19 protein-coding genes are annotated in these 19,263 nt (G+C 62.1%); 5 read left to right on the plus strand and 14 right to left on the minus strand.

Going from position 1 to position 19,263, the window contains the following annotated elements; all coding sequences use genetic code 11:
- The first annotated feature begins 8 nt into the window (after window positions 1-8).
- Complete coding sequence (locus FLP30_RS01375) at window positions 9-350, plus strand: DUF1491 family protein (RefSeq protein ID WP_149280143.1); 342 nt, start codon at window positions 9-11, stop codon at window positions 348-350.
- Between the two features lie 129 nt (window positions 351-479).
- Window positions 480-1,709: an OmpA family protein gene (locus FLP30_RS01380; RefSeq protein WP_210419292.1), complete on the plus strand. Its 1,230-nt coding sequence runs from the start codon at window positions 480-482 to the stop codon at window positions 1,707-1,709.
- A 99-nt stretch (window positions 1,710-1,808) separates the two neighbouring features.
- Here FLP30_RS01380 and cysK read toward each other — a convergent pair whose 3' ends face one another.
- A complete protein-coding gene (gene cysK / locus FLP30_RS01385; RefSeq protein ID WP_149278017.1) occupies window positions 1,809-2,795 on the minus strand; it encodes a cysteine synthase A in 987 nt (328 codons plus the stop codon).
- 153 nt (window positions 2,796-2,948) lie between these two features.
- Here cysK and FLP30_RS01390 point away from each other — a divergent pair, with 153 nt between their 5' ends.
- Window positions 2,949-3,398, plus strand: coding sequence for an RrF2 family transcriptional regulator (locus FLP30_RS01390; protein WP_149278018.1), 450 nt, complete (start codon window positions 2,949-2,951; stop codon window positions 3,396-3,398).
- 75 nt (window positions 3,399-3,473) lie between these two features.
- Here the strand turns inward: FLP30_RS01390 and FLP30_RS01395 are convergent, their stop codons facing one another.
- On the minus strand, window positions 3,474-4,013 hold the full coding sequence (locus tag FLP30_RS01395) for an Ig-like domain-containing protein (RefSeq protein ID WP_338028484.1): 540 nt from the start codon (window positions 4,011-4,013) through the stop codon (window positions 3,474-3,476).
- A gap of 328 nt (window positions 4,014-4,341) precedes the next feature.
- On the opposite strand from FLP30_RS01395, the gene FLP30_RS01400 reads away from it, so the two are divergent.
- Together FLP30_RS01400 and parE are read left to right on the plus strand one after the other, a co-directional pair.
- Window positions 4,342-4,869, plus strand: coding sequence for a hypothetical protein (locus tag FLP30_RS01400; protein WP_149278019.1), 528 nt, complete (start codon window positions 4,342-4,344; stop codon window positions 4,867-4,869).
- A gap of 79 nt (window positions 4,870-4,948) precedes the next feature.
- Complete coding sequence (gene parE / locus FLP30_RS01405) at window positions 4,949-6,964, plus strand: DNA topoisomerase IV subunit B (RefSeq protein ID WP_149278020.1); 2,016 nt, start codon at window positions 4,949-4,951, stop codon at window positions 6,962-6,964.
- Window positions 6,965-7,113: 149 nt separating this feature from the next.
- Here parE and FLP30_RS01410 read toward each other — a convergent pair whose 3' ends face one another.
- The 12 genes from FLP30_RS01410 to FLP30_RS01465 form a co-directional block, all read right to left on the minus strand.
- Complete coding sequence (locus FLP30_RS01410; protein WP_149278021.1) at window positions 7,114-8,631, minus strand: complex I subunit 4 family protein; 1,518 nt, start codon at window positions 8,629-8,631, stop codon at window positions 7,114-7,116.
- 127 nt (window positions 8,632-8,758) lie between these two features.
- Window positions 8,759-10,633 carry a DNA mismatch repair endonuclease MutL gene (gene mutL / locus FLP30_RS01415; RefSeq protein ID WP_149280144.1) on the minus strand — a complete coding sequence of 625 codons (1,875 nt, stop codon included), beginning with the start codon at window positions 10,631-10,633 and terminating at the stop codon, window positions 8,759-8,761.
- 60 nt (window positions 10,634-10,693) lie between these two features.
- On the minus strand, window positions 10,694-11,224 hold the full coding sequence (locus FLP30_RS01420; protein WP_149280145.1) for a DUF3035 domain-containing protein: 531 nt from the start codon (window positions 11,222-11,224) through the stop codon (window positions 10,694-10,696).
- 56 nt (window positions 11,225-11,280) lie between these two features.
- Complete coding sequence (lspA, locus tag FLP30_RS01425; protein ID WP_149280146.1) at window positions 11,281-11,769, minus strand: signal peptidase II; 489 nt, start codon at window positions 11,767-11,769, stop codon at window positions 11,281-11,283.
- 11 nt (window positions 11,770-11,780) lie between these two features.
- The gene (gene ileS / locus FLP30_RS01430) at window positions 11,781-14,690 is read right to left on the minus strand and encodes an isoleucine--tRNA ligase (protein ID WP_149278022.1); all 2,910 of its coding nucleotides are present in this window, start codon (window positions 14,688-14,690) and stop codon (window positions 11,781-11,783) included.
- An 80-nt stretch (window positions 14,691-14,770) separates the two neighbouring features.
- Window positions 14,771-15,733, minus strand: coding sequence for a bifunctional riboflavin kinase/FAD synthetase (locus tag FLP30_RS01435; protein ID WP_149278023.1), 963 nt, complete (start codon window positions 15,731-15,733; stop codon window positions 14,771-14,773).
- Between the two features lie 2 nt (window positions 15,734-15,735).
- On the minus strand, window positions 15,736-16,446 hold the full coding sequence (gene mtnC / locus FLP30_RS01440; RefSeq protein ID WP_149278024.1) for an acireductone synthase: 711 nt from the start codon (window positions 16,444-16,446) through the stop codon (window positions 15,736-15,738).
- Window positions 16,447-16,456: 10 nt separating this feature from the next.
- The gene (locus tag FLP30_RS01445) at window positions 16,457-17,002 is read right to left on the minus strand and encodes a 1,2-dihydroxy-3-keto-5-methylthiopentene dioxygenase (protein WP_149278025.1); all 546 of its coding nucleotides are present in this window, start codon (window positions 17,000-17,002) and stop codon (window positions 16,457-16,459) included.
- Entirely contained in the window at window positions 16,999-17,619 is a 621-nt protein-coding gene (locus tag FLP30_RS01450) for a methylthioribulose 1-phosphate dehydratase (RefSeq protein ID WP_149278026.1), read from the minus strand. The genes FLP30_RS01445 and FLP30_RS01450 overlap by 4 nt, the downstream gene beginning before the upstream one ends.
- A gap of 36 nt (window positions 17,620-17,655) precedes the next feature.
- Window positions 17,656-17,913: a twin-arginine translocase TatA/TatE family subunit gene (locus FLP30_RS01455; protein ID WP_149278027.1), complete on the minus strand. Its 258-nt coding sequence runs from the start codon at window positions 17,911-17,913 to the stop codon at window positions 17,656-17,658.
- A 128-nt stretch (window positions 17,914-18,041) separates the two neighbouring features.
- Entirely contained in the window at window positions 18,042-18,503 is a 462-nt protein-coding gene (locus FLP30_RS01460; RefSeq protein ID WP_149280147.1) for a CHAP domain-containing protein, read from the minus strand.
- Window positions 18,500-19,138 (minus strand): regulatory protein RecX, encoded by a 639-nt coding sequence (locus FLP30_RS01465; protein WP_149278028.1) that lies wholly within the window; start codon window positions 19,136-19,138, stop codon window positions 18,500-18,502. Before FLP30_RS01465 ends, FLP30_RS01460 begins: the two co-directional genes overlap by 4 nt.
- Window positions 19,139-19,263: the final 125 nt, after the last annotated feature.

The raw sequence follows: 19,263 nt of genomic DNA on the forward strand, positions 1-19,263 counted from the left end.
TGAGCACCATGCACTCTGCCCCCCGCCTGCGAGCCGATATTGTCGCCCGCGCCATCCTCCGCCAGTCCGGGCAGGATGGGCGTATGGCTGTCATGCTCCGCCGGGGTGACCCCGATGCCGGGGGCATACTGGTTGTGCTGGCCGACCGGCAGGGTAGCGGCGTTGTCCTGCGCCAGACACGCACGCCGGAAGGGGAAGAGGCCTGGCTACGGGCCAGTGGCGACAGCCCGCTGGAGCCGCTGGCCCTGCAGGATTACCTTGACCGGCAGTTAAAATACGACCCCGACCTGTGGGTGCTGGAAATCGATGCACCCGACTTCAGCCCTCCGTTTAACGCGATACTGCTTTGACCCAGGCGGGTACATTGTGTCCTATGTCACACGGCAGCGGTGTTTATTGCATGTAAAACCCGCCGCTTTTGGCAAAGTCAGCCCGGTGCCTGTTGCGCCGGGACCAACTTTACAGCAAAGAAAGCAGGCATGTGTGCCTTTGTAACATCTGATGCTGTATCCGACGCATCACACTGCCACAGCGGGGAGAAGACCATGACGCCGCGCCGGACCCTGATCGCGCAAACGCTGCTCTCCGTGCCTGCGGCTGCCTGGCTTATCATGGCCAGCCCTGTCGCCCATGCCCAGCCGGTGCAGGGGCTGTACATCGCAGGTGAAGGTGGTGCCACCTTCAACCAGGACCAGCGTGTCCGTTCATCCTCCATGTTTCCCGACGGTCGTGACCGCTGGCAGACGGGTGGCGTCGGGCTGGGGTCCGTTGGCTGGGGCCTGGGCAACGGCTTTCGCGTGGAAGTGGAAGGGGACTATCGCAGCATGGCCTATGGCCAGTTTGCGACCGATGCCTTCCATAACCAGCAGGTTGGCGGACGCAGGCAGACTTACGGGGTCATGGCCAACGCCCTGTTTGACATGGACGTGGGCAGCCCCTGGATATTCCCCTACTTCGGCGCCGGTGTCGGCTATGGCTGGACTGCCCTGAACACCTCTGTTCGGGCACCTGGGAACCAGTTCAACCAGCATATTGGCGGCACTTTTAGCAACTTTGCCTATCAGGCCATGTTTGGTCTGGCTTTTCCCGTGCCGTGGGTTGTCGGCCTGTCCGCCACGGCGGAATACCGCTTCTGGACCATGCTTGGCCCGCAGTCGCACAGCGCAAGCTCGTGGGGCACTGTGGGGGGCACCGTCAATGGCGTGACGCAGACGCATGACTATGCGTTCTCGACTGGCAACCATGACACCAAGACCGACTTCAACCACTCCCTGATGCTGGGGCTGCGGTACGAGTTCAACCCCGCCCCGCCGCCGCCGCCAGCACCCGCAGCCCCGCCGGTGCCCGCACCGCAGGCTGCCCGCAGCTATCTGGTCTTTTTTGACTGGGACAAGGCCGACCTGACTGACCGTGCCCGCAGCATTGTCAGCACAGCCGCACAGGCCGCCGCCCATGTGGCCCTGACCCGGATTACGGTGTCGGGCTATACGGACAACTCCTCCGCCCATCCGGGCCAGAAAGCCGGGCTTGAGTATAACCTCAAGCTGTCCCTGCGCCGTGCCGAAGTGGTCAAGGCCGAACTGGTGCGTGATGGCGTGCCCGGCTCCACCATTGATATCCATGGTTATGGCGAGGCCGACCCGCTGGTCAAAACCGGCCCCAACACCAAGGAAGCCCAGAACAGGCGGGTGGAAATTCTTTTCCGCTGAGCCTATCCGGGCATTCTGCCTTTAGGCGGGTTGTCTGGACCCCATAAAAAAACCCGCGCCCTTGAGCGCGGGTTTTTTGTTGGCCACTTGGCCACCTTTTTACAGCCCTGAAAACAGCGCCGTGGACAGATAACGCTCTGCAAAGGACGGAGCGATAGCCACAATGGTCTTGCCTGCGTATTTCTTCTCACTCGCCAGCCTGTGTGCAGCATGCAGCGCAGCGCCGGAAGAAATACCGACAGGAATACCATCCAGCCGCGCACACCGCCGGGCAGCCGCTATGGCCTCCCGCTCGGATACAGTCAGCACGCCGTCCAGCAGGCTGGTATCGAGCGTTGCGGGGCAGAAGCCAGGCCCAATGCCCTGGATCCCATGGGGACCGGGCTCATCCCCGTTCAGCACAGCACTTTCGGAGGGTTCGACAGCAAACACCTGCAAGCCGGGCTTACGGGGCTTGAGCGCCATGGCAATGCCGGTTGCTGTACCACCAGTACCTGCGCCGGAGACAATCACATCCACCTCGCCCGCAGTATCGGTCCAGATTTCCTCTGCCGTGGTAGCGGCGTGGACAGCCGGGTTGGCCGGGTTGTTAAACTGGTCGGGCATCCAGGCATCGGGCGTTTCCGCCAGAATTTCATTCGCACGTGCAATGGCGCCAGCCATGCCAAGCCGTGCGGGTGTCAGTTCCACCTGGGCATCCATCAGCCGCAGCATGCGCCGCCGCTCGATAGAAGCACCCTCCGGCATGGTCACAATCAGCCGGTAGCCACGCGCCGCAGCCACAAAAGCAAGGGAAATACCGGTATTGCCCGATGTCGGCTCGACCAGCAGCGTGCGGCCGGGGGTAATCTGCCCCGCCTGTTCCGCCGCCAGCACCATGGCTGCGCCGATTCTGTCCTTGACCGAGGCGAGTGGATTAAAAAATTCCAGCTTCAACAGCAGGCGGCTTTTCAGCCCATCCTCCTGTGTCAGCCGTGGCAGGGCCACAAGGGGAGTGCCGCCAACCAGGTTAACCACCGAGTCGTAAACACGACCTCTGGGCGCGGCAAAATCGAACTGCTCTTTTTTCTGTGCTTTGCGTGTCATCCATTGCCCCGCTGAACTGTCTTTTACATCATGCACGCTTATAATACGAACTTAGTGCGTAGATAAACAGGCACCTGTCTGCTATACCGTATTCCAGTTGGGAAAACAGCCGTTCAACGGCTTATGGCAGACCACAACCGGAGGGATGAAGCCATGATTCTTCGCAAGGACAGGGTAATGACAGCCGTCCTTATTATGCTGGACGTTGCATTCTATGCTGGTCGTTCGGGCACTGTCAGCGCGGCTGATATTGCAGAACGCTCGGGCCTTGCCCGCCGTGGAATCGAACCTCTGCTCCAGGCATTGTCGCGCTCTGGCATGCTGGACAGCATCCGTGGCCCGCGTGGCGGCTACAAGCTGGGCCGCCCGCGCCGGGATATCTCGCTGGTGGACATTGCCGAGGCCGCGACCAGCAACGACACGGAAGATATGGAAAGCGCGCACAGCACGCTGCTGCGTAAGGTGATCGAACCCTGCTGGGCCGTGTTTGAGAAAGACCTCGTCAAAACCATGCGCCAGATCACGCTTGATGACCTTGTGCGTCAGGCGGAAGAGGCTGGACTGAAACGCCCGCTGAGCGAGCCCATTACATTTTCCATCTGACCATAAAAAAACGGCGTCAGAAGCCTGACGCCGTTTTTAAGACCTGAACTACTCAGGCCTGGCCTTTATGCAGGCTTAGTGCTTGCGGCGTGCCGTTGTGTGCCCACGGCTGCGGGACTTGGCAGGAGCCTTCGATTCGGCAGGCTTGGGGCCCATAATTGCCGGGTGCGGAATAACCACGCCCGTAGCGTCAACCTGCGCGGTCACGTTCAGCACCGTGCGTTCCTGACCCGGACCGGGAATCAGCGTGACGGTAAACTTGTCCTGCCCGGCATAGCCCAGTGTGGGCGTATAGCTGACATGCGTGTCGTCATCGAGGGAATAGAGGAACGCCTTGCCGTGTTCCGGCGCGGGTTCCACCCCGAAGGAGGCATAGGCCTTCCCGTTGGTCTGCGACACCTTGAGTTCGCACAGCCCGTCGTCCGAACGCACAGTCATGGTGGTGGACAACTGGCCGTTAGCGCCCTTCTGAATAGGGTCAACCTTACAGACGGCAGACTTCTTCATATATCCGAACGGATTGGGAGAACCAGTGCGGACAGGGCCGCTTGTAGTTGCACAGGCAGCAAGCAGCCCGCCCGTTAACGCCAGCCCGGCAATTCCTCTTAAGCGCACTCCACTGCTCCGCTTTTTCATAATTCTGTTGGACACTGACAACTCCCGTGCACCGTCTGCGCGCCGGGTCTGGCACATTAGTCCAAACCCGCATCCCGCATTATGGAATGAAACGCACGCCATAGAGCCGTTGCATAGCCTTTAGATCATCCCGCCACGGGAAGAAAGAGGCAGGGCGTCCATGGCCCAATGCAGCCCTGCATTGCCCGGTCTTAACCCCCTTGACACGGGCCTTGTCGCTCACAGGCAGGGGATATGGGAAAAAGACCGCTTTCTTTCCTCGCCAAATGGGCTATTGCCTTCCCCAGCATATGTTGGAGGTCCCTTCATGTTCCTTTCCCGTCTTCTTGCCGCGGGTGTCCTTGCCGCTGGCATTGTACACAGTTCTGTTACATTCGCCGCCAGCCCATGCGGCCATTCTCCCGCGCATGAGGCCTTCAACGTTCAGGGGTTGAAAAGTGAGCTTATGGTCACTGCCCTGTCCTGTAGCGCCCAGAATCGCTACAATGACTTTGTCGCCAAGTTCCGCGGCACGCTGCTGAAGGAAGAGGATAAGCTGAACAGCTATTTCCGCTCCATGTACGGCCGCAGCGCCCAGCGCGAGCACGACGACTACATCACCCAGCTGGCCAATGTGCAGTCGGAAAGAGGGTTGCAGTCCGGCACCATCTTCTGCCAGCAGCGCCTGCCCATGTTTGACGAGATCAACGCCCTGGACAGCGGGGCTGACCTGTCAGCCTATGCCGAGGCCAAGGATGTGGTTCAGCCTGCCTCCTTCGAGACCTGTGCGGCCCCTGCCGCCACATCGCGCCCGACGGCGCGCAAGCGTCCGGCCCGCGCAGCCCGCCACGCCTGAGGTCACGCTGCGGGGCGGCGCACTGCCCGCCCCGCAAGCCGCTTGACGAATCAGGAACAAAGCGGGACAGAGTGTGGCTATGAGCGATCTGTTCTCCGCACAGCCCCCCCGCAAGCCTGCCCCTGCCAGCCCCAAAGAGGCGGCCCTCCAGGCCTATGACGCCAACGCCATTGAGGTGCTTGAAGGACTGGAACCAGTCCGTCGGCGGCCGGGCATGTATATTGGTGGCACGGACGAATCCGCCCTCCACCACCTTGCAGCGGAAATTCTCGATAACGCGATGGACGAGGCCGTAGCCGGTCACGCCAACACGATTGAGGTCCGGCTTGACGCCGAGAACCGCCTGAGCGTGCGCGACAATGGCCGTGGCATACCGGTGGATGCCCACCCGCGCTTTCCCGACCGCTCCGCGCTGGAAGTAATCCTGACCACGCTGCATGCGGGGGGTAAATTCTCCGGCAAGGCATACGCAACGTCGGGCGGCCTGCACGGGGTTGGCTCCTCCGTCGTGAATGCCCTGTCCGCCCGGATGGATGTGGAAATTGCACGTGACCGTGGTGTCTGGCGGCAGTCCTACGAACGCGGCAAGCCGGTCACCCAGTTGGAACGTGTCGGCAGTGCCCAGAATCGGCGCGGCACGCTGATTACCTTCCAGCCGGACCCCGAAATTTTTGGCACCCATGTCTTTATTCCCGCCCGGCTGTACAAGCTATGCCGGTCCAAGGCGTTCCTGTTCCGCGGCGTGACCATCCGCTGGTCATGCGACCCGGCACTGGTCCGCACGGGTGATGACACCCCGACCGAGGCTGTACTGCATTTTCCCGGTGGGCTGGCTGACAGCCTGACGGATGAGCTTGGCCCCAGCGCCCCCCTGTTGGCCCCCCTGTGGGCAGGTGAAGCCCCCTTGCCCCCGGCTGCTGACGGCACCGAGACGGGCAAGGTGGAATGGGCGGTCGCATTTCTGGACAGCGGCACAGCCTCTCTGGTGTCCTACTGCAACACCATCCCGACACCTCAGGGTGGCACGCATGAGACCGGCTTCCGCAATGCGCTGGTCAAAGGCTTCCGGGCATGGGGGGAGCAGCGGTCCATCAAGAAAGCACAGAGCATTACGGCTGATGATGTTCTGGGCATGATTGCCGGGCGGCTTTCCGCTTTTATCCGTGACCCGCAGTTTCAGGGTCAGACCAAGGAAAAACTGACCACGGCAGAAGCCGCCAAGCTGCTGGAAACAGCCCTGCGCGATCGGTTTGACCATTGGCTGGCGCAGAATCCACCCCAGGCGGACGCCCTGCTGGCTTTTGTGATCGAACGGGCGGAAGAACGCCTGCGCCGCAAGGAGCAGAAGGACACCCCGCGCAAAAGTGCCACGCGCCGCCTGCGCCTGCCCGGCAAGCTGACCGACTGCACCAAGGAACACGCCCCCGATACCGAAATCTTTCTGGTCGAGGGCGACTCGGCAGGTGGTTCCGCCAAGCAGGCCCGCAACCGCGAGACACAGGCCGTGCTGCCCCTACGCGGCAAAATCCTGAACGTCGCCAGCGCTACGACAGAAAAGCTACGTGCCAACCAGGAACTGCGCGACCTGATCGAAGCTCTGGGTTGTGGGTCAGGCGACCATTTTGACCTGAGCAAGCTGCGTTACGGTCGTGTCATCATCATGACTGACGCTGACGTGGACGGTGCCCATATTGCCTCCCTGCTCATGACATTTTTCTACCGCGAGCTGCCTGAACTGGTGCGTAACGGCCATCTCTATCTGGCCCAGCCGCCCCTGTACCGCCTGACACAGGGTGCGCACAGCGTTTACGCCATGGATGACGCCGACCGGGACCGCAAGATGAAGTCCGAGTTCAAGAACAAGGGTAAGATTGATGTCTCCCGCTTTAAAGGTCTGGGGGAAATGCCCCCTGCTGACCTGAAGGAGACCACCATGGACCCACGCCGCCGTACACTGTTGCGTGTTGTCACCCCGCAGGAAGACCGCCTGAATACCCGCCAGCGGGTAGAAAGCCTGATGGGCCGCAAGCCGGAACTACGGTTTGCCTTTATTCAGGAACACGCCCGCACGGTTGATGCGCTGCTGGATATCTGAGTCCACCTACCATCAGGCAGGCACAACGCCTGATGGCATGACCCTGCGCAGGGCCGTATTTTCCAAAACCCCATACCAAAAAGGCCGGGCATTGCTGCCCGGCCTTTTTGGTATCAATGCCCCGCAATAGCGGGACTGGTCAGCCCGTATTACCGGCTGGCCAGATGGACGACATCATGGGCAGATGCTGACAGCCTGTCTGCTGCCATACCGTGCACGGCCTGCATGACAACCGGATCAAACAGTCGCGTAAAGCTGGACGGGTGCACGCCCATCCACAGGGTCACGACCGCAAGCGGGATCAGCACCGCCATTTCGCCCGCTGTCAGGTCACGCATAAGGGCAACAGTGCCCTTAACGCCGCCAAACAAGGCCCGACGATACAGCGAGAGCATATAGACAGCCCCCATGATCATGGTGCCACCGGCCAGAAGAGCCACCCAGAAAGAAACCCGCACAGCGCCCATAAGCACCAGCAGTTCACCCACAAACGACCCCGTGCCGGGCAGGCCGACATTGGCCATGGTGAACAGCATGGCCAGCAGCGCCAGAATGGGCATCTGCCGGGCAACACCCCCCAGAGCGTTGATCTCGCGCGTTTCCGCCCGCCAGGTTACAGCCGCAACGCAGAAGAACAGCCCCGCAATAACCACACCGTGCGAGAGCATCTGGAAAATAGCGCCGTCGATCCCTTCCGCCGTGAGCGTAAACAGCCCGACCGCAATCATGCCCATGTGCGAAAAGGAGGAATACGCGACCAGCCGCTTCATATCCGTCTGGGCAAAGGCGACAAAGGCCGCATAGATAATAGCCACCACGCCAAGTGCGAGCAGGTAGGGAGCAAACAGGCGGGCGGCATCAGGGAACATCAGCACGCCAAACCGCAGCAGGCCATAAGCCCCGGTCTTGGACAGCACACCGGACAGCATGGCCGAGGCCGGTGTGGGGGCCTCGGTATAGGCATCGGGCAACCAGGCATGCAGGGGGAACAGCGGCAGCTTGGCACCAAAGGCCAGAATAAAGGCCAGCAGCAGCCAACCCTGCAACGGCTGGGCAAAGCCCGTGTGCATAAGGGTGGGAATATCGGTGGTGCCCGCATAAAGCCACATGGTGATCAACCCGACCAGCATGAACAGCGAACCACCAAAGGTGAACAGGAAGAACTGGAGCGAGGCCCAGGCCCGGCGCGGGCCACCCCACACCCCGATCATCAGGCTACCGGGGATCAAGGTTGCTTCATAAAAGACATAGAACAGCACCAGATCCTGCGCGGAAAACAGGCCGAAGAGTGCTGTCTCCAGCAGGAGCATGGCAACAATAAAGTCCCGCCCCTGTGTCTGCACACTCCGCCAGCCTGCCGCGAGAGCCAGCGGCGTCAGAAAAGCCGTGAGCAGGATAAACACCAGCGAGATGCCATCCACTCCGGTATGATAGGTAATACCGTAGTCGGACAGCCAGCTCAGACGGGTTTCAAACTGCAGGCCGGGCACAGCGGGGTTGAATTCCACCCACAGCAGCACGCTCAGCCCGAAGGTTATCACCGTTGTCCAAAGGCCCAACCAGCGTGCGGAACGGTCCCTGTTTTCGGGGCCACCGGAACACAGAAGGGCACACAGCGCTCCTGCCAGAGGAAGATAGGTTATCAGCGAAAGCAGGATCGGCTGCACGACTTCACCACCCTATGGGTTAGATTGCACGGTCTTGGGGATACTGCGCCTTTTCGGCAGAGGTTTCCAGCGCAGGGCAGTTCACGTTCAGCCGACTATTGCCCTCTTGATCGGCCAGTAAGGACACCTAACGGCGGCCAAACATTTTCTCAAGGTCGCCACGGCTGAGCTTCAGCCATGTCGGACGGCCGTGGGAGCATGTTCCCGCACGGGGGGTGGCCTCCATCTGGCGCAGCAGGGCATTCATTTCCTCGGCTGTCAACCGCCGTCCAGCACGGATACTGCCGTGGCAGGCCATGCGGGCGATAACCGCATCCAGCCGGCCATCAAGGGCTGCCATTTCGTCAGGGGTGCCATGCTCGTCCCCGTCGAGTTCCTCCGCCAGGTCCCGCAGCAGGCCGCGGGCATCGGTCGCACCCAGCAGACCGGGCAAGGCCCTGACCAGTACGGAGTCTCCGCCAAAGGCCTCAATTTCCACGCCGAGTCTTTCCAGCATGTCCTGACTGGCCAGCAGGCGCTCCACCCCTGTACGCGGCAGATCCACCACGTCGGGCACCAGCAGCCTTTGCGCCACAACACGCCCGCCCAGAAACTGCTGGCGCAGGCGCTCGTGGGTCAGGCGTTCATGGGCGGCATGCTGGTCCACCAGCACAAGGCTGCCATCGCCCGTTACAGCCAGTACGTACGTATCGAGCACCTGGGCAATGGCAGCACCCAGCGGGTGCTCGTTCACACCCCCAGCCCCGCCAGCCACGGATTCTAAACTGACAACATGGCCGGGCGGGGTCGCCATAACTGGCGGAGGGGCAACCATGCGGGCGGAAGGAGTGTCGCCAAAATGCAGGCGACCGTCAGAAAAGCCTGGGGGTTGCGGGGCAGGCCCACGTGCAGCATCCGGCACAGGAGCATTGGCCCATGCCGCTGGCTGCGTGGGCAATGCCGCCTGCTCGGGCGGGTACCAGATACGCGCCCCGCGTGACATGGAGGACAGAACAGGCCGTACCCCTATGCCCCCTGCCCCGTTTTCCAACGCCCGCTGGATAGCCCCGATCACCAGAGAGCGCACGGCGGCTTCGTCCGCAAAGCGCAATTCCGTTTTAGCGGGGTGTACGTTCACATCCACCATATCGGGCGGGACAGACAGCATGAGGGCCACGACAGGGTGCCGACCGGGCTCGATCACACGCCGGTAGGCCACCCGCACCGCCGTACGCAGCACCGGGTCCACCACGGGCCGCCCGTTGACCAGCATGAACTGCCCGCTGGCCGTCGCCCGATGGACCGATGGCGGGCAGATAAAACCCGACAGCACCATACCCGTGCGCTCTTCCGACAGGCTGATAAAACCATCGGCCTCATCAGCTTCCAGCAGTGCGGCTGCGCGGGCTTCCATATCCTGCTCTGGCAGGTTGAAAACTTCCCGCCCGTCCATGACAAGCCGCAGCGCGGTATGGGGCATGGCCATAGCTAGGCGACGGACCACCATTTCAGCATGGCGGCCTTCGACCTTGGCACTTTTTAGAAATTTACGGCGGGCTGGGGTGGCAAAAAACAGATCTTCCACCACCACGCTGGTACCCGGAGCCCCGGCAGTTGGTTCCGGCGGGACTGTCTGCCCCCCCTCAACCCGGATACGCCAGGCTTCCTCCGCCCCACGTGGCCGTGACGTAATGCACAACCGAGCTGCCGCCCCGATAGATGGCAGAGCCTCCCCCCGGAAGCCAAGCGTGCTGATCCGCACAAGGGTTTCATCGCTGAGCTTGGAGGTGCAGTGTCGCTCTACCGCAAGGGCTAGGTCCTCGGGCGACATGCCAATGCCGTCATCCGTGACCACAATCCTGTCCACCCCGCCCCCATCAAGGGCGATGTCAAGGCGGCGTGCCCCGGCATCCAGCGCGTTTTCAACCAGTTCCTTCAACGCGGCGGCGGGCCGCTCGATCACCTCACCCGCAGCGATGCGGTTGACAATAACCTCCGGCAGGCGACGCACCCGGGCAGGCATGTCCGGCTGAGGGGCGGCCTCATGCCCGGCAGACAAGTCCGACACCACTAAAAGCCCAGGTTAAAGCAGGCCCGCTTTGGCGGCCTTTTGTGTGGGGGTCACACCCTTTGTCGGCGGGTTGCCCAGGGCTGCATTGGTTTTCAGGCGGCGGTTTTCACCATCCGTATCCACTACGGACCCGGCCTTGGCCCCTTTCCAGAACATGATCTGCTCCACAAAGCCCGCACCTGCGGCCCCCAGTTCACCATTGTCGGGCATATCAGCCGCGGCACTGGCACGGTTGATCAGAATGGTCTGGCCCTCGCTGGTGTCCCCACCCGTGCCGCGCAGTGCAACGTCGGGCGACAGGGTTTCCAGCGCTTGCAGACGTTCATTTTCGTCCTGCCTGTGCTCGTCTTCCTTGCTGGGTTTTACCAGTTCTTCAGACGGCGGCATGGACAGGGGGGAGCGGGTGGTAACCGTATATTCGTCCGGCATGCTGCGTTCGAGGCCGAACGCACGAGCGGCCTCGCTGCCTGAACAGCCGCTGAGCATGAAGCTGCTGCCCAGCAGCAGCACCGGAGAAAGCAGGGTCGAAACACGGCGCACAATCATATGCTTTCCACTTATTCCTGAAAAACCGCAGGGTCTGCCTGCGGGCGGCTTGTTTAATCCGGCGCGGCCTGCCGACCACCAGACAGGCAATTCTGCAATAGCAGCACGCATACCGCGCATACTATAGCGGAATCAGCGATATTGAATACATACCACGACCACCCGAATGCATGTGCGTGCAGAAAATCGACAACAGCGCCGTACCGCGCCCGGTCGATAACATTGCCAATGGCCCCCCCGGCCACAGCTCCCACACACATGGCGGTCAGCTTGCTGGGGGTGCGGTACATCCACACCACCAGCAGGCAGGCCACCGCCAGCGCGACCACGGAAAACACCAGTCGCCCGGCATCTCCCAGCCAGCCAAACATGCCAAATGTGACCGCCCTGTTCCACACCATGGTGAAATTAAGAAACGGCAATACCTGAACAGACCCGCGTGCAGGCAGGTCAAGGCCGTAGAGAATCCAGTATTTGCTCAACTGATCGGCTGACAGGGTCAGCATCAGCACCAGCAGGCCAAGGCCGAAGGGCCGCAGCATGAAAGGTTTTTTCACGCGCCCTCCGGGGTCGCGGCTTCCATCCCCGTCACCACATCGGCGCAGCGCAGGCACAGGCCCGGACGATCAGCGCGGGAGCCGGTTTCGGGCAGCACTTTCCAGCAGCGCACACATTTTTCGCCCTCAGCCACATGCACCACAGGGGCACCGTGCAGCAGACCGCCTTCATCCCCTTCGACGTAAACCGAGGCACTGGTCGGGTCGATCACCACCTCGACATGCGAGACAATGGCCAGTTCGCTCCAGTTGACACCGGCAAACAACGCGGCCTCTTCCTGCGACAAGGTCAGTTCCACATTGGCCTGCAGGGAAGACCCAATGGCTCCACTCCGCCGTGCGCCTTCGATTTCAGTCGTGATGACACGCCGGACAGCACGGATCCGCGTCCAGCGCTCTTCCAGTTCCGGGTCCATCCATTCCAGCGGCATATCCACAAATGCCTGCTCGTGCACGCTATTCTCTGTGCCAAAGCGGGCTGTCCAGGATTCTTCCGCCGTAAACACCAGCACCGGGGCCAGCCAGGTGGTCAGGCAACGATGCAGAATATCCAGCACCGTGCGCACAGCCCGACGTGTGGGGCTGGAGGGTGCGTCGCAGTACAGGGCATCCTTGCGGATATCAAAATAGAACGCCGACAGGTCGGTGGTGCAGAAACCATGCAGCGCAGGGTAAACGCCAACCCATTCATGCGTTTCCACCGCACGGGCAACCAGACCACCCAGTTCTGTCAGGCGGTGCAGGACCCAGCGCTCAAGCTCAGGCAGTTCAGCATAAGGGACGGCTTCGGCCTGGGTAAAACCATCCAGACCACCCAGCAGCCAGCGCAGCGTATTACGCAGCCTGCGATAGAGTTCACCCTGCTGTTTGAGAATTTCCTTCCCAATACGCAGGTCATCATTGGTGTCGGAGTTCATCACCCACAAGCGCAGGACATCTGCCCCCATGGTGTCGTTGACATCCTGCGGCGCAATGACGTTGCCAAGGGACTTGGACATCTTGCGGCCATGCTCATCCAGCACAAAGCCGTTGGTGACCAGTGCGCGGAAAGGCGCAATGCCGCGTGTGCCCACGCTCTCCAGCAAGGAGGACTGGAACCAGCCACGATGCTGGTCCGACCCTTCCAGATACAAATCGGCAGGGAATGTCAGGCCGGGGCGGCCCAGAACAAAAGCGTGGGTGGAGCCGCTTTCAAACCAGACATCGACAATGTCAAAAACCTGCTCGTAGGCATCTGCATCACGGTCGGGACCGAGGAAACGCTCGGGCGGAGAGTTGTACCACGCATCGGCCCCTTCCGTGCGGAAGGCATCGACCACACGCTGCATCACCTGTGCATCACGCAGGACTTCGCCGGTGTGCTTTTCCACAAAGACCGCAATGGGCACACCCCAGGCGCGCTGGCGGCTGATGCACCAGTCCGGGCGCGTCCGCACCATGGAGGTCAGGCGGTTACGGGCCTGTGCAGGCACAAAGGTCACATCGTCCAGCGCAGCCAGAGCATTATCACGCAGCGAGTTCTCGCCATCCATACGGATGAACCACTGCGGTGTGGCCCGGTAGATGACCGGTGCGCGCGAACGCCAGGAATGCGGGTAGGAATGGACAATCTGCCCACGCCCCACAAGCCCTGCGGGAGCGCGGCCTGCGGCGGTGGCTTCCTCCATCACTTCGGACAGGGCCTCGCACACAACGTCGGCGGCCTTGAAGACATGCACACCCGCAAAACGCGGCACCCACGGGGCGTAAGTGCCATCGGCCTGCACAACCTCAGGCACCTCGATGCCGTGGGCGCGGCAGAGCTGGAAGTCGTCCTCACCATGGGCCGGAGCCTGATGCACCAGGCCGGTGCCTGCCTCGGTGGTTACAAAGTCCCCCGCCAGCATGGGCACGTCAAAATCATACCCGGCCCCACGCAGCGGATGGGCGCAGACAACGCCTTCCAGCGCCGTACCCGGCAGGGTGTACAGCACATGATGCGCCGCGACGTGGGCTTCCTTACAGAAGGAATCCACCAGAGCTTCCGCCACAATAACCTTGGCTCCGGGCTCCAGCAGGGCACCCGGCTCGGTCTCGTTTACCTGCAGGACCACGTAGGTGATGTCCGGCCCATATGCCAAGGCGCGGTTACCGGGAATGGTCCATGGCGTTGTGGTCCAGATCACGACCGAAACATCGGCCAATGCCTGGGCAGGCGTGGGGTCCCGCACAATGGGGAAAGCCACCAGAATGGTGGTGGACGTGTGGTCGTGATACTCAATCTCGGCTTCTGCCAAAGCCGTTTTCTCAACCGGGCTCCACATGACCGGACGCAGACCACGATAGAGCTTGCCGTTGAGCAGAAAGCGCCCAATTTCCTCAGCGATGGCCGCTTCGGAGGAAAAATCCATGGTGGCGTAGCGGTTGTGCCATTCGCCCTGCACACCCAGCCTGCGGAATTCCTCCATCTGCACATTCAGCCAGCGGGCGGCATAGGCCCGACATTCGGCGCGGAATTCCAGCACCGGGACGCTGTCCTTGTCGCGCTTGGCCTTGCGGTATTCTTCCTCGACCTTCCACTCAATCGGCAGACCGTGGCAGTCCCAGCCCGGCACATAGCGTACGGCATAGCCGGACATGCGGTGCGCGCGATTGATGACGTCCTTGTTAATCTTGTTCAGCGCATGGCCAATGTGCAGGTTGCCGTTGGCGTAGGGCGGGCCATCATGCAGGGTAAAGGTCGGGCGGCCCTCGGCCTGGGCGACCAGTCGCTCGTCCAGCCCACTTGTGCGCCAGTGCTCCAGCCATTTGGGTTCCTGCACAGGCAGGCCCCCACGCATGGGGAAGGATGTACGCGGAAGAAACACCGTATCGCGATACTGGTCGGCGAGGCTGGTTTTGTCCGGTTCACTGCTGGATGTGGTCATGAGCGGCAGAAGTCACTTCAGGTTCGGGTTCATGGCACGGGCGGGCGTACAGCACATGCAGGCCACCCCGGCGTTTCTTATCAGGGAAGGGAACAGGAAGGGTCAAGGGGGGCAGCCAGCACCTGTCGGGCCAGAGCCGCGTCCTGCGCGATCTGGGCCTTGAGCGCATCCAGCCCGGCAAAGCGCTGTTCGGCCCGTAGCAGGCGGTGCAGAGCAACGGAAATCCGCTGGCCGTACAGATCACCCTCAAAATCAAACAGATGCACTTCCAACCGACTTTCCTTGCCGTCAGCAATCGTCGGGCGCAGGCCGATATTGGCAACACCGGGGTGACGCGTGCCATCCGACAGGCAGACGGTCACGGCATACACACCGCGTGCAGGTTCCAGATGGCGGCCAAGGGGCACATTGGCGGTGGGAAAGCCCAGCAGGCGACCGCGCTTGTCCCCATGCTGCACATCGCCCTGGATACGCCATGGCCGCCCCAGTTCCTCGGCCGCCTTTTCGGGGTAGCCGTCCTGCAACAGCCGCCGAATCCGGGTGGAGGAATACGGCCCGCCCACATCGCTCAGGGTTGGCACCTGGGTAAAGCCTATGCCCAGCGCCTCTGTCCGGGCGGCAAGGAAGGCGGCATCCCCCCCACGTCTGTGGCCAAAGGCAAAATCCTGCCCGCAGCCAACATGCCGCAGGCCAAGAGCCTGATGCAGCACATCGTTGACAAATTCCTCGGCCGACATGCTGGCAAAGGCTGTGTCAAACCGGATCTGGAAAACATGCTGCACGCCCAGAGCCGCCAGAGCCGCCAGCCGCTCCTCCGGCAGGGTCAGGCGGAAGGCCGGGTCCTGCGGGCGGAACAGTTCCCGCGGGTGGGGTTCAAACGTTACGACCGCACGCGGCAGGTCGGGCCGGGCGGCATGCACCGAATGCACCAGATGGGCATGGCCCAGATGCACCCCGTCAAAATTACCAAGAGCTGCGGCACACCCCAGCGCAGCGGTAGGGACAGTTTTCCAATCCGTGTGAAGCTGGGCCTGTGCGCTCACCCTCAACCCTCCCCCGGCAGTCCGAACAGGCGGGCCGCCTCGGGTAGGGATGTCGTAACCGGGTGGCGGGTGCCCGCAACCGTGCCATCCTCTGGCCGGGCAATCTGACAGACCCGCAGGCCTGCCTGCGCGGCGGCATCCAGTTCCGCCTCGATATCGGACAGAAACAGCACATCCGCAGCGTGCCAGCCTGCCTGCGCCACAATGGCGCTGTAGCTTGCCGCGTCCTTTTTACCGCCCATCCGCAGGTCGTAAAAACCGCTGAACAGGGCTTTCACATCCCCCTGCGCCGTATAGCCATACACAAGGCGCTGTGCCGCTTCCGAACCGGAGGAATACACTGCCAGCGCAACACCTGCGGCATGCAGGGCCCGCAGGCAGGGCAGCACATCGGGGTAGAGTGCGGCCACCAGTTCGCCCCTGGCGTAGCCTTTTTCCCAGCACAGCCCTTGCAGGGTTTTCAGCGGGGCTACTTTTGCGTCCTCATCCATCCAGCGTTCAAGCTGTTCCAGCGGGGGCACACCGGGCGCCAGTTCCGCCGTCTGTGCCAGCGCGGCCTGCACTGTGGCATCCCCACCGTGCTGGACCAGAAACAGCGCCAGATGAGTGCGGGCGTAAGGGAACAGCACGTCATGCACAAAGGATACCGGCAGGGTTGTGCCTTCGATATCAAGCAAGACCACGCGCGGCGCGCCCTGGGGGAGTGTCTGCATCAGGCGGGCCTCAGTTGGCGAAGGAGGGAAACTGCCGGGCAATATCGCTGCCCGTATAATGGGCAACCCATCCTTCCTTGTGTGTGAAAATACGGAGTGTGACCATATCGGGTTCCGGCCCGGCATCAAACCAGTGGCGTATCCCTTCCGGCACGGAAATCAGGTCGCTCTGGGTGCAATGGATGTCATACACCCGCCCATCCAGATGGATGACAAAATGCCCCCCACCGTGGACGAAAAACCTGACCTCGTCCTCACTATGGGTATGCTCGCTCAGAAACTTCTCACGCAGGGCTGGCAGGCCCGGAGTGGCCGGAGTAATGCGAAGCACATCGGCCGAGCCAGCCCCCGTCTCCCCCATCAACTGGTCCAGAAACGGACGATAGGCCGCCAGCACCGTGGCCTCATCCGCATCACGCGGCGGGATCTGCGGGCCTTCCCAGCGTTCAAAACGGATGCCCTTGGCACCCAGCACGCTGGCAATCTCAGTTGCATCGGTTGTACGCAGCACGGGGTGGCCCGGCGTGCTGTCGTCATAAATGCTCAGTTCGCTCATGCTCGTGCCCTCCGCCGTTCCAGTTCGCAGGCCAGAAGGAACTCCAGCCCTTCCAGCCGGGCCAGCGCCATGTCCATGTCGCGGCCCCACACATACACACCATGCCCACGGATAATGTAGCCTGCGGGCATACGACCAAAAAACGGCTCCACCACAGTGGCAAGGCGCGCAATGTCCTGGTCGTTGTCAAACAGGGGGATGGCAATGCTGGCGTCGTGGGTGGTCTGCCCTTCAAACACCTTTTGCACTTCGTAATCACGCAGGATCAGGGCAGGTTCACGCACATCCATGGACAGCACGGTGGAGGCGACGGAATGCCCGTGCAGCACCGCGCCAACCTGGGGCATCAGCCTGTATGCCTGACAGTGCAGCAAAGTTTCGGCACTGGGCTTGTTGGCGGGGTCATGGGGGTGGCCAGCCTCGTCAACGGTAATGACGTCATCTGTCCGCAGAAAACCCTTGTGACAGCCCGAGCGGGTAATGGCGATACGCCCATCCGCCAGGCGGCAGCTGATGTTGCCAGCCGTGGCTGGCACCCACCCGCGCAGGTCCATTCTCTGACCCGCCCGCACGATATCCTGTGCGCCACGGTTTTTTTCCGCGACAGTCTTGTCCATGATTATTCCAGTGCGATTATTGGGAAAGAGGGCGCCTTACTTGCGAACCGTCTGATCCACCGTAGCGCCAGCCTGCTGTGTGGAGGCAACACCCGCGGGCGGCGGGGGGATCTGCCCACCCTGCTGCGGGGCGGAAGAACCCTCCATCGGCTCATCATCAGCCATATGCTTCTTGAAGGACTTGATGCCCTTGGCCATGTCCCCCATCAGCGTGCTGATCTTGCCGCCGCCCCCAAAGAGAACCAGCACGACCGCAAGCACGATCAGCCAATGCCAGATGCTCAAGCTACCCATATCCCATCATTCCTTACCCTGGGCCGCGCCTGTGCGCCCCCAATCTTCCACCCATGCCAGAGTGTTTGTACATGAGGGCGAACACGCCTGCATGCAAGCCTCATTTACCGCTGCCCGCGCCAAAGCTGTCAGCTCCCCCTGTCGGGCCGGGGCTCTACAAACCCGTACGCAGGATACACTGTCTTGCCCATAGCATGAACAGGCGACCACCACACCCGCACGCGTGACCAGTCATTACCTGGTGAGACATCAACCACCGGCGCATGCCGTGTCACGCTGCCCGGTTCCCAGTTGGCATGGTCAACCAGCACCAGTCGGGAACTGCTGACCTGCCGCACCACGGACACATGCCCCAGCGGCAGCTGCCGCGTAGAGCGAAAAACCAGAACATCCCCCTCATGCGGGACGGAGGAACGCGCATACTGGCCCGCAGCCCCACCCCACCAGGACGCCGCAGACCCAGACAGCTTGATATCGGAATGGGAGCGCGCATACGGCACGCACTGGACAGACCCGTTCCACCCCCCATGGCCTGACGACCCACAGGCCGCCAGCAGCAGGGTGGGCAGCAGCACAAGGCCCCGCCTCACGATTCGGCTTTCATGCGTTCCAGCCACTGCCATGCCTCATCCCCATCCATCTCAAGGGCACGCTGGGCTGTGTCACGCCCAAAGCCTGCCCGCGCCAGCACGCCCAGCGCGCGGGCTGCCTGTGTCGGATCAGCTTCGGTCGAGGCCTCACCCGGCACCGCAAACGGGCCGAGCTTGCGCCTACGGGCCAGAACCAGTGCCGCGCAAAGGTCGCGCTCGGCCCGGTCCAGTCCGCCACCCTCCTCCTGCGCATCAACCACGGCAGCCCGGACCGAGGCATCCACCCCACGGGCAGCCAGATGGGCCTGCACAGCCTGCACCGACCGGCCTGACCGCATGAGCCTGCCTGCGCGTGAACGGGCAAAAGCGTGGTCATCCACAGCGCCCAGCCCCGCCATTTCCTGCACAATCTCCTCCACAACCGCGCCTAAGGCGCGGGCTGTCTGCGCGACCTCCTGCGCGTCGGCCCCAGCAGCCTCTGCCAGATGTTGCCAGCGGGCAATCCGGCGCAAAAGCACACGCCCCAGCCCGTGCCGGGTTGTGCCAAAACGGGCCAGGTGCGCCAAAGCCGCAGCCCGCAGCGCGGCACGGTCAGGCGGCACCACTGCGCCAGATGGGGAGGAAGAACTGTCCATGGCGGTTATCTTACGCATCCTCCCACACGACGGAAACACCCTTTGCGGGCGCAGTGGACAGCCATACCCTTTAGCATACAGCCATGCCGGAAACGCACGGTTTACATGCCTTATTTTCATGACAG

Origin of the sequence: Acetobacter vaccinii (genome assembly GCF_008365315.1) — a bacterium.
Lineage (GTDB): Bacteria > Pseudomonadota > Alphaproteobacteria > Acetobacterales > Acetobacteraceae > Acetobacter > Acetobacter vaccinii.

Excerpts from the sequence above, each read along its gene's own strand:
- ileS (WP_149278022.1), bottom strand. The coding sequence starts at position 14,690 with ATGACCACATCCAGCAGTGAACCGGACAAAACCAGCCTCGCCGACCAG.
- FLP30_RS01400 (WP_149278019.1), top strand. The coding sequence starts at position 4,342 with ATGTTCCTTTCCCGTCTTCTTGCCGCGGGTGTCCTTGCCGCTGGCATT.
- cysK (WP_149278017.1), bottom strand. The coding sequence starts at position 2,795 with ATGACACGCAAAGCACAGAAAAAAGAGCAGTTCGATTTTGCCGCGCCC.
- FLP30_RS01375 (WP_149280143.1), top strand. The coding sequence starts at position 9 with ATGCACTCTGCCCCCCGCCTGCGAGCCGATATTGTCGCCCGCGCCATC.
- lspA (WP_149280146.1), bottom strand. The coding sequence starts at position 11,769 with ATGCTGCGGCCCTTCGGCCTTGGCCTGCTGGTGCTGATGCTGACCCTG.
- FLP30_RS01465 (WP_149278028.1), bottom strand. The coding sequence starts at position 19,138 with ATGGACAGTTCTTCCTCCCCATCTGGCGCAGTGGTGCCGCCTGACCGT.
- FLP30_RS01450 (WP_149278026.1), bottom strand. The coding sequence starts at position 17,619 with ATGGACAAGACTGTCGCGGAAAAAAACCGTGGCGCACAGGATATCGTG.
- mutL (WP_149280144.1), bottom strand. The coding sequence starts at position 10,633 with ATGCCTGCCCGGGTGCGTCGCCTGCCGGAGGTTATTGTCAACCGCATC.
- FLP30_RS01455 (WP_149278027.1), bottom strand. The coding sequence starts at position 17,913 with ATGGGTAGCTTGAGCATCTGGCATTGGCTGATCGTGCTTGCGGTCGTG.
- FLP30_RS01390 (WP_149278018.1), top strand. The coding sequence starts at position 2,949 with ATGATTCTTCGCAAGGACAGGGTAATGACAGCCGTCCTTATTATGCTG.
- FLP30_RS01445 (WP_149278025.1), bottom strand. The coding sequence starts at position 17,002 with ATGAGCGAACTGAGCATTTATGACGACAGCACGCCGGGCCACCCCGTG.
- parE (WP_149278020.1), top strand. The coding sequence starts at position 4,949 with ATGAGCGATCTGTTCTCCGCACAGCCCCCCCGCAAGCCTGCCCCTGCC.
- mtnC (WP_149278024.1), bottom strand. The coding sequence starts at position 16,446 with ATGCAGACACTCCCCCAGGGCGCGCCGCGCGTGGTCTTGCTTGATATC.
- FLP30_RS01380 (WP_210419292.1), top strand. The coding sequence starts at position 480 with ATGTGTGCCTTTGTAACATCTGATGCTGTATCCGACGCATCACACTGC.